The 12,378-nt window shown below is 26.2% G+C and carries 15 protein-coding genes and 1 pseudogene; 14 read left to right on the plus strand and 2 right to left on the minus strand.

Annotated features, from left to right (window positions below):
* Positions 1–26: 26 nt before the first annotated feature.
* Positions 27–746: pseudogene (locus tag EQF90_RS01670) on the minus strand (IS1634 family transposase); the annotation flags it as partial.
* Positions 747–779: 33 nt separating this feature from the next.
* Here EQF90_RS01670 and EQF90_RS01675 point away from each other — a divergent pair.
* From EQF90_RS01675 to EQF90_RS01735, 14 genes are all read left to right on the plus strand, one after another.
* Positions 780–1,094 (plus strand): type II toxin-antitoxin system HicA family toxin, encoded by a 315-nt coding sequence (locus EQF90_RS01675; RefSeq protein ID WP_245151249.1) that lies wholly within the window; start codon positions 780–782, stop codon positions 1,092–1,094.
* A gap of 33 nt (positions 1,095–1,127) precedes the next feature.
* Positions 1,128–1,553, plus strand: coding sequence for a type II toxin-antitoxin system HicB family antitoxin (locus EQF90_RS01680; protein WP_134710309.1), 426 nt, complete (start codon positions 1,128–1,130; stop codon positions 1,551–1,553).
* 144 nt (positions 1,554–1,697) lie between these two features.
* Positions 1,698–1,850, plus strand: a complete 153-nt coding sequence (locus EQF90_RS08350) for a terminase small subunit (RefSeq protein WP_134710311.1) — start codon at positions 1,698–1,700, stop codon at positions 1,848–1,850.
* On the plus strand, positions 1,784–1,972 hold the full coding sequence (locus EQF90_RS01685; RefSeq protein WP_280633445.1) for a terminase small subunit: 189 nt from the start codon (positions 1,784–1,786) through the stop codon (positions 1,970–1,972). Before EQF90_RS08350 ends, EQF90_RS01685 begins: the two co-directional genes overlap by 67 nt.
* Positions 1,973–2,186: 214 nt before the next feature.
* A complete protein-coding gene (locus tag EQF90_RS01690) occupies positions 2,187–3,275 on the plus strand; it encodes a cysteine desulfurase family protein (protein ID WP_134710315.1) in 1,089 nt (362 codons plus the stop codon).
* On the plus strand, positions 3,272–4,381 hold the full coding sequence (mnmA, locus tag EQF90_RS01695; RefSeq protein WP_134710317.1) for a tRNA 2-thiouridine(34) synthase MnmA: 1,110 nt from the start codon (positions 3,272–3,274) through the stop codon (positions 4,379–4,381). The genes EQF90_RS01690 and mnmA overlap by 4 nt, the downstream gene beginning before the upstream one ends.
* A gap of 199 nt (positions 4,382–4,580) precedes the next feature.
* Positions 4,581–5,798, plus strand: coding sequence for an NAD(P)H-hydrate dehydratase (locus tag EQF90_RS01700; protein ID WP_134710319.1), 1,218 nt, complete (start codon positions 4,581–4,583; stop codon positions 5,796–5,798).
* Positions 5,788–6,885 carry an alanine racemase gene (alr, locus tag EQF90_RS01705; RefSeq protein WP_245152892.1) on the plus strand — a complete coding sequence of 366 codons (1,098 nt, stop codon included), beginning with the start codon at positions 5,788–5,790 and terminating at the stop codon, positions 6,883–6,885. The genes EQF90_RS01700 and alr overlap by 11 nt, the downstream gene beginning before the upstream one ends.
* 9 nt (positions 6,886–6,894) lie before the next feature.
* Entirely contained in the window at positions 6,895–7,248 is a 354-nt protein-coding gene (locus EQF90_RS01710) for a type II toxin-antitoxin system PemK/MazF family toxin (protein WP_134710321.1), read from the plus strand.
* A gap of 18 nt (positions 7,249–7,266) precedes the next feature.
* Entirely contained in the window at positions 7,267–8,097 is an 831-nt protein-coding gene (locus tag EQF90_RS01715; protein ID WP_134710323.1) for a metallophosphoesterase, read from the plus strand.
* Between the two features lie 71 nt (positions 8,098–8,168).
* Positions 8,169–8,699 carry an adenine phosphoribosyltransferase gene (locus EQF90_RS01720; protein WP_280633446.1) on the plus strand — a complete coding sequence of 177 codons (531 nt, stop codon included), beginning with the start codon at positions 8,169–8,171 and terminating at the stop codon, positions 8,697–8,699.
* Positions 8,700–8,744: 45 nt separating this feature from the next.
* Positions 8,745–10,244 carry a shikimate kinase gene (locus EQF90_RS01725; protein ID WP_134710326.1) on the plus strand — a complete coding sequence of 500 codons (1,500 nt, stop codon included), beginning with the start codon at positions 8,745–8,747 and terminating at the stop codon, positions 10,242–10,244.
* Positions 10,245–10,325: 81 nt separating this feature from the next.
* Complete coding sequence (locus EQF90_RS01730) at positions 10,326–10,907, plus strand: SNF2-related protein (RefSeq protein WP_209021393.1); 582 nt, start codon at positions 10,326–10,328, stop codon at positions 10,905–10,907.
* A gap of 59 nt (positions 10,908–10,966) precedes the next feature.
* Positions 10,967–11,404 (plus strand): DEAD/DEAH box helicase, encoded by a 438-nt coding sequence (locus tag EQF90_RS01735; protein ID WP_209021394.1) that lies wholly within the window; start codon positions 10,967–10,969, stop codon positions 11,402–11,404.
* Positions 11,405–11,598: 194 nt separating this feature from the next.
* On the opposite strand, the gene EQF90_RS01740 is transcribed toward EQF90_RS01735, so the two are convergent.
* Positions 11,599–12,378, minus strand: a complete 780-nt coding sequence (locus EQF90_RS01740) for an endonuclease/exonuclease/phosphatase family protein (RefSeq protein ID WP_134710327.1) — start codon at positions 12,376–12,378, stop codon at positions 11,599–11,601.

Genomic DNA, 12,378 nt, shown 5'->3' on the forward strand with positions numbered 1-12,378 from the left:
TAATATTTTTAAAAATGTAGTATTGTTTATGCTTTTTTCGTCTTTTTCAATATTTTTTTCATAGTTTTTTTAGAAATAAATTCTTTGTCTGTTCTAAATCCAAATGACTCGTGTAAATCATCTGTAATCTCTGTTCTTGTGTATGAGCCTAGATATCCTAAATCTCTTAATTTGTGTACATTCATCGATCTTAATGTTGATAAAATTTCTTCTTCAGAATGTTCATTTTTAGTCTTTATCTGAATAATTTTTAAGATTAATAGTGAGAGAAAACAAGTTAAAAAATGTGCTTCTATTCTATTGTCATTTCTAAGATATACAGGTCTAGTTTTAAATTCTGTTTTCATAGTTCTAAAACATGACTCAATTTGCCATCTCATCTTGTTAATATGAATAATCTCATTAATATCTTTTTCTAAATTTGTGTAGGTAGCGTAGAAACCATCAAATATTTCTTCTTTTTTTACTTTGTTCTCATTTAGATTTAATATCTTTTTATTGCAGATTTCTCCATCAGTTGTAACATTAGTTTCATCTATAAATCTTTTTGGAGAGTTTTGATTTCTATCTTTTATCTTACTAGGTGTATTAATCATCTCTTTTGCTCGTTCAACTTGTTTTTCTCTAATATATCTTTGATAATTTCTTTGTTTGATTGAATATGAGACAATCAATCGTTGCTCAAGTCCTTTTTCATTTATCCATCTTTCTTTGAAAAATATGGTGTCTTCATGTTGTTTTTCATCTTTTAACTGTCAATCTCCCGGGATTATACTTATATGAGTATAGGTAAAGTTCAAAAATTACACAAAAATAGATTAATAGAAATATCTAAAATTATTAAAAAAACGCTTGATATTATACACACTATTGTGTATAATAATGATTGTAAGGAGGGAGTTATGCCGATGAGCTCAAAAGAGATGATTAAACTTCTTAAGAAAAACGGCTTTATTTACGTAAAAAGTGGTCGTGGTTCTCATAGAAAGTTTATGAATCCCGAAACCGGTAAGGTGACTCAAGTTCCGTACCATTCTAAGGAAATACCTAAAGGATTGGAAATGGAAATACTTAAACAAGCAGGGTTGAAATAAACCCTGCACCCTTACAAAAAAAAGGAGAATATTATGTTTTTAACTTACCCAGCACACTTTTATAAACTAAAAAATAAAGATATGTATTTTATATCTTTCCCTGATTTAGGAGCTACACAAGGAAATAGTATAGAAGATTCTATAGAAATGGCACAAGACTACTTAGGGACTTATTTACAAGAATACTATGAAAAAGGAATTGAAATGCCAGTATCATCGGGGATAGATGGATTAGAAATAAATGAAAATATAGAGTTTGCAGAAGAATACGACTTTGAAAAATCGTTCACTTCATTGGTTGGTTTAGATATCGCTGAATACACTAAATTAGCAAAAAAACAAACAGTTAGAAGGAATGTGTCTATTCCCATGTATTTAAATGAGTATGCTAAAAGGGAAAAAATAAATGTTAGTAGATTAATTACTTCTTTACTTGAAGAAAAATTTGAAGAGATTTAAAAAATAAAAAATGAACAACAAACTATGATAATATAGTATTGTAAAAAATATAGACAATTAAATAAATAAGAATTTTTTAGGCAACCATATTACAACAAACAGATATTATATCTGCGTAAGGTTGTCTTTTTTGTGTTTATTTTTATGAAAGGAGCTGATGAATTGAAGTTAACAATTAAACAAAAACGATTTGCTGATGAATATATCATCAGTGGGAATGCGACAGACGCATATTTGAAAGCTTATCCGAGCACAAAAAAGAAACTACCGCTAGGGCTAATTCGTCTAGAGTGCTAACAAATGCTAACATTACTTCATATTTAGAACAAAAGGAAAAAGAAATAAATGATAAAGCTATAGCCAAACAAGACGAAGTCTTAAAAATACTTACTGCTCATGCAAGAAGAGAAACGAAATAATATGGAGTAACTAATTAACTTGCTATATGTGTACATATGTGGAAGCTTAATATGATTGTTTAGTATATATCCATTTCTTAAAATAATTTTATCGTTTATGTTTTTATTCATTATTACTTAAAAATTAGCTTAGTTTATAAATTATTACACCCAAAACTATTATTCTTCACAAAAAAAGATGATTCTAGTATAATTGATATAGAAAGAGGTTAATATGACATATTTAGACTACGCTGCATCATCATTGAAAAGAAAAGATGTATTGCAGGATTTAATAAATAAAATTGAAGAATATGATGGGAATCCAAGTAGTACTCATTGTTTAGGAAGAAATAGTAATAAATATTTAGAGAAATCTAGAAAAATAATTGCGAGTTTTATTAATGCTAATCCTAGAGATGTTTATTTTACAAGTGGAGCGAGTGAGTCTAATAATACAATTATAAAAAATTTTGATAAATCCGATATTCAAATTATCAGTACTAAAATTGAACATAAATCTGTATTGGAGTCATTAGAAAATGTGAATGCTGAAGTTATATTAATTGATGCTGAAAAATCTGGAAGAATTAATTTCGAAGAGTTAAAAAATAATATAACTGAAAAGACAAAACTTGTATGTGTTATGTATGTAAATAATGAAACGGGAATAATCCAACCTATTGAAGAAATAGGGGAATATTTAAGAGGTAGAAACATATGGTTTCATGTTGATGCTGTCCAAGCCTTAGGACACATAGATATAGATGTGGATAAAATTAATTGCGATTCTATGAGCTTATCCGGTCATAAATTAGGAGCTATGAATGGATTTGGAGTTTTATATTTAAGAAATAAGGTAAAAAAATTTATTCACGGTGGGAATCAGGAAAACAATCAAAGAGCTGGAACATCTAATTTATTGGCAGCAATTTCTATGGCGAGTTGCATTGAGCCAACTATTTTGGAGAGAGATAGAATATGGAATGTTAAGGAATATTTTATAGAAGAATTAACAAATATTCCATTTGAAATAAATGGAGATCAAAAATATTCTACAAATCATATTGTTAATATATATTTTCCATTTGTTAAAAGTGATTTGTTGTTGACTTATTTGGATATGAATGGTATATATGTTTCATCCGGTTCTGCATGTTTGGCAGGTGCGTTAGAACCTAGTTATGTAATTGAAAATATGTATGATAAAAATAGAGCAAAAAGATCTATTAGATTTAGTTTTGGTTTTTCAAATACTAAAGAAGATATAGACAGAGTTATAAATGTTTTAACTGAGTTTTATGAAAGAAAGAGTGCTAAATGAAAGAAAATAAAGATATTAAAGTTGTAGTAGGAGTTAGTGGTGGTGTTGATTCATCAGTAGCTGCATTATTATTGAAACAACAAGGGTATGATGTAACTGGGGTATTCATGAAGAATTGGGATGATACTGATGATAATGGTTTTTGTACAGCGGAAGAAGACTTTAAGGATGCAATAGCAGTTTGTAATGAAATAGGAATACCTTATTATTCTATAAATTTTGAGGATGAATATTATAATCGTGTATTCTCATATTTTTTAGATGAATATAAAAAAGGTCGTACGCCAAATCCTGATATTATGTGTAATAAAGAAATTAAGTTTAAGGCTTTTTTAGATTTTGCAAAAGATTTAGGTGCTGATTATCTTGCTACAGGCCATTATGCAAGAATAAGAAGAAATGAAGATGGCACGGTAGAGATGTTAAGAGGACTTGATGATAATAAAGATCAAACTTATTTTTTATCACAATTAACTCAAGAGCAAATCAAAGATGTAATGTTTCCAATTGGAGATTTACAAAAGTTCGAAGTAAGAGAAATAGCCAAAAAGTATAATTTAGCAACTGCAACAAAAAAAGATTCTACAGGTATTTGTTTTATTGGAGAAAGAAATTTTAATGAATTTCTTTCCAATTATTTACCTGCAAAACCGGGAAAAATTGTTGATGTTGAAAGCGGAAAGGTTTTAGGGAAACATCAAGGATTAATGTATCACACAATTGGTCAAAGAAAGGGATTGGGTATCGGTGGAGATGGCGAAGCTTGGTTTGTATGCGGTAAAGATTTAGAAAATAATAATTTATTAGTATGTCAAGGAACAAATAATGAAAATTTATTTTCAAATAGACTTTTAGCATCGGGTTTTGTTTCGTCAAATAAAAATTTTCAAAAGAAAGATTTTGAATGTACAGCCAAGTTTAGATATAGACAAAAAGATATAAAAGTAAAAGTTAAATTTTTGGAAGATGATAAATTAGAAATAGTATATGATCACATAAAATCTGTAACACCAGGGCAAGCTGCTGTTTTATATGATGGAGAAGTTTGTCTAGGCTCTGCAATAATTGATGAAGTTTATAGAGATGGTAAGAAATTACAAGTTTAATAAATGTTTTTATTTTTAGTACTTTTTCCTTTTGAATTCAATATTTTTTTGTTTTGGGATTTCATCAAAAAGTTTATAATCATTTGAAGAAAGTTATTTATGTAATTTATGCAATCTTCTCATATTTTCTAAATTTACAAAATAATTTAATAGTGATATATTTAATATATATTATATCATTATTATAAAGGAGAATTTTATGATAGGAATTGATATTTTTAAAATTAAAAGAGTTGAAAAACTTCTTACTAGAGAAAGATTTTTAGATAAGTTTTTTACTGATTCTGAAAAAAAATATTTAGAATCTAAAAATTTAAGTCAAAATAGTATAGCAGGGATTATTGCGGCCAAAGAAGCGGTTACAAAGGCTTTTGGAGTAGGAATTTCTGAAGAGCTAGGTCTATTGGATGTTGAAATTCTTCATAATGAAAAAAATGCTCCTTATGTTAATATTGAAAAATATAAAATTAAGTTATTGATGGATAAAGAAAATATACAAAGTATCAATATTACAATAAGTCATGATGGAGAATATGCTATAGCGGTATGCAAATTGTTGGAAATAAGACATAATAAATTTTCCAATTCAATGCTTCCTGAAAGAAAAGAAAACTCTAATAAATATGATTTTGGTAAAATATTGATAATTGGTGGCTCCAGAGGAATGGTGGGCTCTGTTTATTTAGCATCAGAAGCTGCTTTGAAAGCGGGAGCAGGTTTAGTTTATACTTTAGTTCCTGAATGTGTCGCCGATACGTTAGAATGTAAGACGACGGAGCAGATAATTCTAACTTTAGGAGATAATGGTAAATCATATTTTGGTGATTTTAGAAGAGAAGATTTATTAAATATAATTCAAAATAAATCTGTAATTGCTATTGGTCCGGGTATGGGAGTTTCAGAGAATTCTAGAAAAATTTTAGAAATAGTATTAAACAATTTTGATGGACCTGTTATAGTTGATGCGGATGCTATAAACATTCTTGCAAAATATCCGGAACTTATAAAAGATAATATATACATAACACCTCATGAAATGGAATTTTCAAGAATATCAGGATATTCCTTAAATGAAATTTTTTATGATAGAGAAGGCTTTATTCATAATTTTTTAGATAGATATGATTTAAATATTTTATTAAAGGGTAAAAACAGTATTGTTGCAGATAGAAATCAGATATATATAAATCAAACAGGAAATAGTGGAATGTCAACAGCAGGATCTGGAGATGTTTTGACAGGAATTATTGCTGCGTTTTTAGCTAGAGAAAATAGTATTGAAATGTTTAAGTTAGCATGTTTTATTCATGGAATGGCTGGGGATTTAGCCTCAAAAAGATTTGGAAAAACAAGTTTGATAGCTAGAAATATTATTGAATATTTACCATATGCAATAGGAGAAATTGATGGTGATTGATGCAAATGTACTTGAAATTGATTTGTGTATAATAAAAAAAAATGTTGAAATACTAAGGAGTTTATCTAATAAGAAGTTTTTTGCTGTAGTTAAGGCGAATGCATATGGTCTTGGTGCTGTTGAAATTTCAAAATTTATTGAAGATAATGTTGATATGTTTTGTGTTGCGAATATCAATGAAGCAATTGAACTTAGAAAATCGGGAATAAAAAAAGATATTTTAATTTTAGGATATATTCACCCTAAAAATTATAAATATCTTAATGAATATAATATAATTGTAAATATTTATGATTTTGAAATTGCTAAAGAAATGAATAAACTTGGAAAAACTATTAGAGGGCATATTAAAATAGAAACCGGTCATAACAGATTAGGATTTAAGCCTACAGAAGATAATTTTGACATAATTAGACAAATAGATTCTTTAGAAAATATAAATATTGAAGGTATGTTTTCTCATTTATCGAGTGCTGATGAAGCAGACAGAGAATATACTTACTTACAATATGATAAATTTCAAAAAGCAGTAGATGGATTATCTGATATAAATGCTAACTGGATAAAGCATATATCAAATGATGCAGGGCTATTGGCTTATGATGTAAAATATGATGGTTTCAGATCGGGGATTTCACTTTATGGAATGTATCCATCACAATATATGAAAGAAAAATATAATGTTGGAATTGAAAATTCATTTAGATTAATTTCAAGTATTTCATTTATAAAAGAACTTGAAAAAGGTGAAGGAGTTTCATATAATCATACATTTATCGCAGAAAAGAAAATGAAAATAGCAACAGTTTCTATCGGATATGCTGATGGATATTTTAGAATTGTATCAAATAAGGGATTTGTATTGATTAATGGTAAAAAAGCTAAAATTCTTGGACGAGTGACAATGGATCAATTGATGGTTGATATAAGTGATATTGAAGCTAAATTACATGACGAAGTTGTACTTATCGGAAAATCTGGAGAAGAATATATTTCTCCTGATTTAATAGCTAATTGGGCTAATACAATTTCTTATGAAATAATGACATCTATTTCTAATAGAGTTTATAGAGTTTATAAAAAATAAGGAGAAAAATTGAAAGTAAAAAGAGGTGATGTATTATATGCTGATTTAAGTCCGGTTGTGGGGTCAGAACAAGGCGGGATTAGACCGGTAGTTATAATACAAAATGATATGGGAAATAAATATAGTCCAACTGTTATTATCGCAGCTATCACTTCTCAACAAAATAAAACTAATTTACCTACACATGTTCAAATTTTGTGTGATATCAATTTACCTAAAAATTCGGTAGTTTTATTGGAACAGATAAGAACTATTGATAAGAAAAGATTGAGAGATAAAGTTGGGAGTTTAGATGGTAAAACTATGAGAAAGATAGATAGGTCACTTATAATATCATTAAATTTGCAGGACTATATGGATTAAAATTTAGGAAAACAATTTATGATTTATTTAATTATTTTTATTACGATTTTAATATTTTTAGTGTACATATTATTTGAAAATGCAAATCCGATGGTAGATACATATATTATAGAAAGAGATTTGCCAAGTTCAATAAAACAATTGAACTTATTACATATTTCAGATTTACATAATTACAAATTTGGTGTTAAACAGTCTAAGATAAAAAAAATAATTAAAAATAATTATGATTTAATTTTCATTACAGGAGATATAATTGATAGAAGATACATAGGGCATGAAAATGCAATGGATTTAATAGATTTACTTAACGGTAATATATTTTTTGTAACAGGTAACCATGAAAAAGGATATAAAGATTTTGACAAGTTAAGAAAGATGATGATCTCAAAAGGAGTGAAAATCTTAGATGATGAAGTCATAAGTTATAAAGGAATTGATATTTTAGGAATAAATGATCCCTCAGAATATATAAGTTTAAATAAAAAAGTTAAGAAAAATACTAGAAAAGAAATTGATGAAAAATTAAGTAGTATAATTAAAAAGTCGAAAAATGATTTTAGAATTTTACTTGTACACAGACCTGAATTTTTTGATATTTATGTTAAATATAATATTAATTTGATTTTTTCAGGACATACTCATGGAGGTCAAGTAAGAATATTTAATAAAGGTGTTTTTTCATCTGGACAAGGATTTTTTGGTAAGTATTGTGGAGGTATTTTTACTAAAAAAGATTCCGTAATGTATAATTCTAGGGGGTTAGGTAATAACTTTCCTTTTGCAAAAAGAGTTTTTAATAGACCGCAGATAATAGAAGTTATAATAAAAAATACAAATAGCAATTAAGCTTGTAGTATTTATACATTTATTGTAGAATAATATATGGACATTTCAAATAATTGGTTTTCATTATGAAAATGGAGGATATAATGGATTTAAAATCTAAAATTAGAGTCATTGAAGGATTTCCTAAAGAAGGGATTAGTTTTAAGGATATTACAACATTATTAAAGGATAAAGACGCTTTTAAGGAAACAGTTGATATGTTATGCGATAAAGTTAAAGATTTAGAATTTGATTATATTGCAGGTATTGAGGCAAGAGGATTTATCTTTGCAGTTCCAATGGCTTATAAATTAAATAAAGGATTTATACCTGTTAGAAAACCTGGTAAATTACCGGGAAAAGTCATTACAAAAGAATACGACTTAGAGTATGGTAAAAATCAGATTGAAATTGATGCGGATGTTTTAAAATCAGGAGATAGAGTATTATTAATTGATGATTTATTAGCAACAGGTGGTACAGCGAAAGCTGCATTGGAAATTATTGAAGAAACAGGAGCAAAGGTGGTTTGTGCTGGCTTTTTAATAGAATTGGAAGATTTAAAAGGAATTGAATTATTTGGGGATTACAATACATTTACTTTAATAAAATATGAACACTAAAATTAAGGAATCAAATTTGATTCCTTTTTTTATAAAAGAGGAATTATGAATTTAAATAATGAAGATAAATTAAAGAAAATTGAATATATAAAAGATAAAATTTCCACAATTGATGAGCAAATTGTAGAGTTAGTTGATGAAAGATTTAATATGGGAGATGTTCTTTTTGAGTATATCTATAAAAATAATATTGACTTGATAGATAAGGAATGTAATCAAATTAATTTTTCTGAGAAAACAATGGAATATGATGAGTATATTACTGAGTTTTTAGATTATTTAACAGATATAAGTGAAAAAAGAAATAATTATATATTGAAAAAATATAATTCTAAATATGCCTATGTAGGTGAAAAAAGCAATTATGATTTAACAAAATTTATATATGAAAAGTTTTTGGATGAAAAATATTATAGATTTAAACCGGAAGAAAATTTAATTGAAAATTTAATAAAAAGAAAAAATTTCATAGGATTAAATATTGCCTCACCATATAAAACTGAAATTATTAAGTATTTGGATAATGTTACAGATCAAGTTCAAGAAATAAAAGAAGTTAATTTAGTGCAATTTTATAGAAATAGAAAATTTGGATTTAATACTGAGTATTTTGGAATTATTAAACTGTTAAAAAGACACGATATTGAGCTAAAAGATAAAAATGTCTTAATTATAAAAAAAGATGAATCTACTAAAACTATTGAATATGTACTAAAATCATTAAACGCAGGAAATGTGGTTATTCATAATTTAAATAATTCAAATGTAATTAATTTTAAAAATTTTAATATAGTATTTAATCTTACAAAATTTTCGTCTTTAGAAGTAGCTCCGGAAATTAATTATAATGATACAAATTTAGATTTTTTAATAGATATTTCAACCAGCACAATTTTTTCTAAATTATATCTTGATGCAAAAAATCATGGAATTAAAGTTATAAATGGTGTATACAAAACAATGTATCAAGAAAAGAAAAGTATTGAGATTTTATCCAGAAGAAGATTTGATGATGACGAATTTGAAAAAATTGTTACAGAATTTGTAAAATCTAAATTGAATATAGTTCTAGTAGGAATGCCAGGTGCCGGAAAAACAACAATTGGTAAAAAGCTTGCAAAAATTTTAGATAGAAAACATATAGATTTGGATAAAGAATTTGCAAGTGAATATGGAATTAGCCCTTCAAAATATCTTCTTGAAAGAAGTGAAGAGTCATTTAGAGAAAAAGAGTCAGTAGTCGTAAAAAAACTTGCTAATTTAACAAATACAGTTATATCGACAAGTGGAGGCGTTGTTCAAAAATTAGATAATTATTATTATTTAAAAACAAATTCAATTATTTTTAGAATTGATAGAGATTTGGAAAAGCTTTCTACTAAAAATAGACCATTATCATATGGTGGTATAGAAACTTTAATTAAGATGAGAGATGAAAGAGAAGAAAAATATAAATACTTTACTGATTTTGTTGTGAAAAATTATGGTGATTTTAATGGGGTTGCATATTTAATAGCCGAACAATTTAAGGATTTACAATTTTAAAAAATTTAGTGATATATTTTATATACTATAAAATATAAATAGACATTATTTAAAATATTTAATGGCTAATTTATATTTTTTATGTTACATAGTCTAACAATTTGTCCGGCATCATTAGTTCTTAATTGGAAAAGTGAGTTTTCAAAATTTAGTGATATAAATGAGTTACTTGTAATTCATGGAAATAAGGAATCAAGAATTGTGAAAATATCAAATATAAAGGATGAAATAGTAATAACGTCTTATGATTATATAAAGAGAGATATTGATTTATATAAAGAAATAAAATTTGATACGCTTGTTATTGATGAAGCTCAGTATATTAAAAATTATAAAACAAAGGTTTCAAAAACGATTAAACAAATTATTTCAGAATATAAGATAGCTTTTATTGGTACTCCTATAGAAAATACTTTGTTAGAATTATGGTCGATATTTGATTTTCTTATGAGAGGATATTTATTTAAATATGAAAAGTTTTCAAATTTATTTGAAAAGCAAATAGTTTTAAATAATAATGAAAATTCTAAACAAAAATTGAAAGATATGGTAGAGCCTTTTATACTTAGAAGGTTGAAATCAGAAGTTTTGGATGAATTGCCTGAAAAAATAGAAGAAACTTACAATCTGAAGAAGAGAAAAAAATATATCTGTCTAATTTAATGATGGCTAATAAAGCTATATATTCCAAAGAAGATAATAATAAAATTGAGATTTTAGCTATGCTTACAAAATTGAGGCAGATATGTATAGATCCAAGGTTATTATATGAAGATATAATTAATGTTTCTACTAAAATTCAAGCGTCAATAGAATTAATTGAAAAATCAATAGAAAATAAAGAAAAAGTAATCTTATTTTCTAATTTTACATCTGTTTTAGATTCATTAAGTCAAGAGTTAAATAAAATTAATATAGATTATTATACATTGACAGGCTCTACTAATAAAATTATGAGAAAAAGATTAGTTGATGATTTTCAATCTGATGATACATCTGTATTCTTAATATCTCTAAAAGCTGGAGGCACAGGTCTTAATTTAACAAAAGCAAGTGTTATAATTCATATTGACCCTTGGTGGAATTTGTCTGTACAAAATCAGGCAACAGATAGGACGTATAGAATTGGTCAGAAAAATGTAGTTCAGGTTTTAATTTAATAACAAAGGATACAATTGAAGAAAAAATTCAAAAACTACAACTATCGATGAAAGATTTAAGTGATATATTTATAGAAAATTCAAAGGGTTCATTTGATAATATAATCAAAGAAGATTTATTAGAATTATTTAAATATTAAATTATGGAGACAAAGAGCATAATATGCTAATTGTCTCTATTTTTTATTAAATTCTTAAATTTCAATTTTTACTAATACTTGATAGTGGTCGGATGTAAAAATATCATCAAATTTGTCCCTGATAATTTCGCTACTTAAAATTTTAATGGGATTTTGGGTAAACACATAATCGATAGGTTGTCCTTCAACTTCATCACTATAATTGTGAATTGTAAGGGTGTTTTCTTTATTTTTAAAATGATTAAAGCTATTATCAAAATCTTTATGATTTAGTAATTTATCAATATATCCGTCTATTGGTCTAGTATTGAAATCGCCAGTAATTATAACAGGGATGTTAAATGCTAAACTTAATAATTTACTAGAATTTATTATTAAATCTGAAGATTTTATTCTTGCGTTAATTCCTACATGGTCAAAATGGGTGTTCATGAATACAAATAAATTTTCATTTGTAGATTTATCGCTAACAATTCCAAAAGAACAAATTCTTGCTAAATCGCCGTCCCATCCGATATTAAATTTTTCTGTAATATTTTTTGATAGCCAAAATGTATTTGTGTGTCTTAAATTAAATTTATTATTTTTTACAAATATTGGGTTCATTTCTTTTCCGTCGGTTTCATCTCTAAAAACTCCGTAAAAATCATATTTATTTTCAAGTAAAATTTTTAAATCTTTTAGCTGATTTTCTTTAACTTCTTGAAATCCAATAAAATCCGGAGAATATTTTTCGATAACTTTTTTTACACTATTTTTTCTAATATTCCAAGAATATTTATCAAATTCGTTTTCATAACGAAGATTAAAACTCATAATTTTATATTTTTTCAT

Source organism: Helcococcus ovis, assembly GCF_004524775.2.
Classification (GTDB): domain Bacteria; phylum Bacillota; class Clostridia; order Tissierellales; family Peptoniphilaceae; genus Helcococcus; species Helcococcus ovis.

Coding starts and splice junctions, on each gene's coding strand:
- EQF90_RS01675 (WP_245151249.1), top strand. CDS start 780: ATGAGTATAGGTAAAGTTCAAAAATTACACAAAAATAGATTAATAGAA.
- EQF90_RS01680 (WP_134710309.1), top strand. CDS start 1,128: ATGTTTTTAACTTACCCAGCACACTTTTATAAACTAAAAAATAAAGAT.
- EQF90_RS08350 (WP_134710311.1), top strand. CDS start 1,698: ATGAAAGGAGCTGATGAATTGAAGTTAACAATTAAACAAAAACGATTT.
- EQF90_RS01690 (WP_134710315.1), top strand. CDS start 2,187: ATGACATATTTAGACTACGCTGCATCATCATTGAAAAGAAAAGATGTA.
- mnmA (WP_134710317.1), top strand. CDS start 3,272: ATGAAAGAAAATAAAGATATTAAAGTTGTAGTAGGAGTTAGTGGTGGT.
- EQF90_RS01700 (WP_134710319.1), top strand. CDS start 4,581: ATGATAGGAATTGATATTTTTAAAATTAAAAGAGTTGAAAAACTTCTT.
- alr (WP_245152892.1), top strand. CDS start 5,788: ATGGTGATTGATGCAAATGTACTTGAAATTGATTTGTGTATAATAAAA.
- EQF90_RS01715 (WP_134710323.1), top strand. CDS start 7,267: ATGATTTATTTAATTATTTTTATTACGATTTTAATATTTTTAGTGTAC.
- EQF90_RS01720 (WP_280633446.1), top strand. CDS start 8,169: ATGGAGGATATAATGGATTTAAAATCTAAAATTAGAGTCATTGAAGGA.
- EQF90_RS01725 (WP_134710326.1), top strand. CDS start 8,745: ATGAATTTAAATAATGAAGATAAATTAAAGAAAATTGAATATATAAAA.
- EQF90_RS01730 (WP_209021393.1), top strand. CDS start 10,326: ATGTTACATAGTCTAACAATTTGTCCGGCATCATTAGTTCTTAATTGG.
- EQF90_RS01735 (WP_209021394.1), top strand. CDS start 10,967: ATGCTTACAAAATTGAGGCAGATATGTATAGATCCAAGGTTATTATAT.
- EQF90_RS01740 (WP_134710327.1), bottom strand. CDS start 12,378: ATGAAAAAATATAAAATTATGAGTTTTAATCTTCGTTATGAAAACGAA.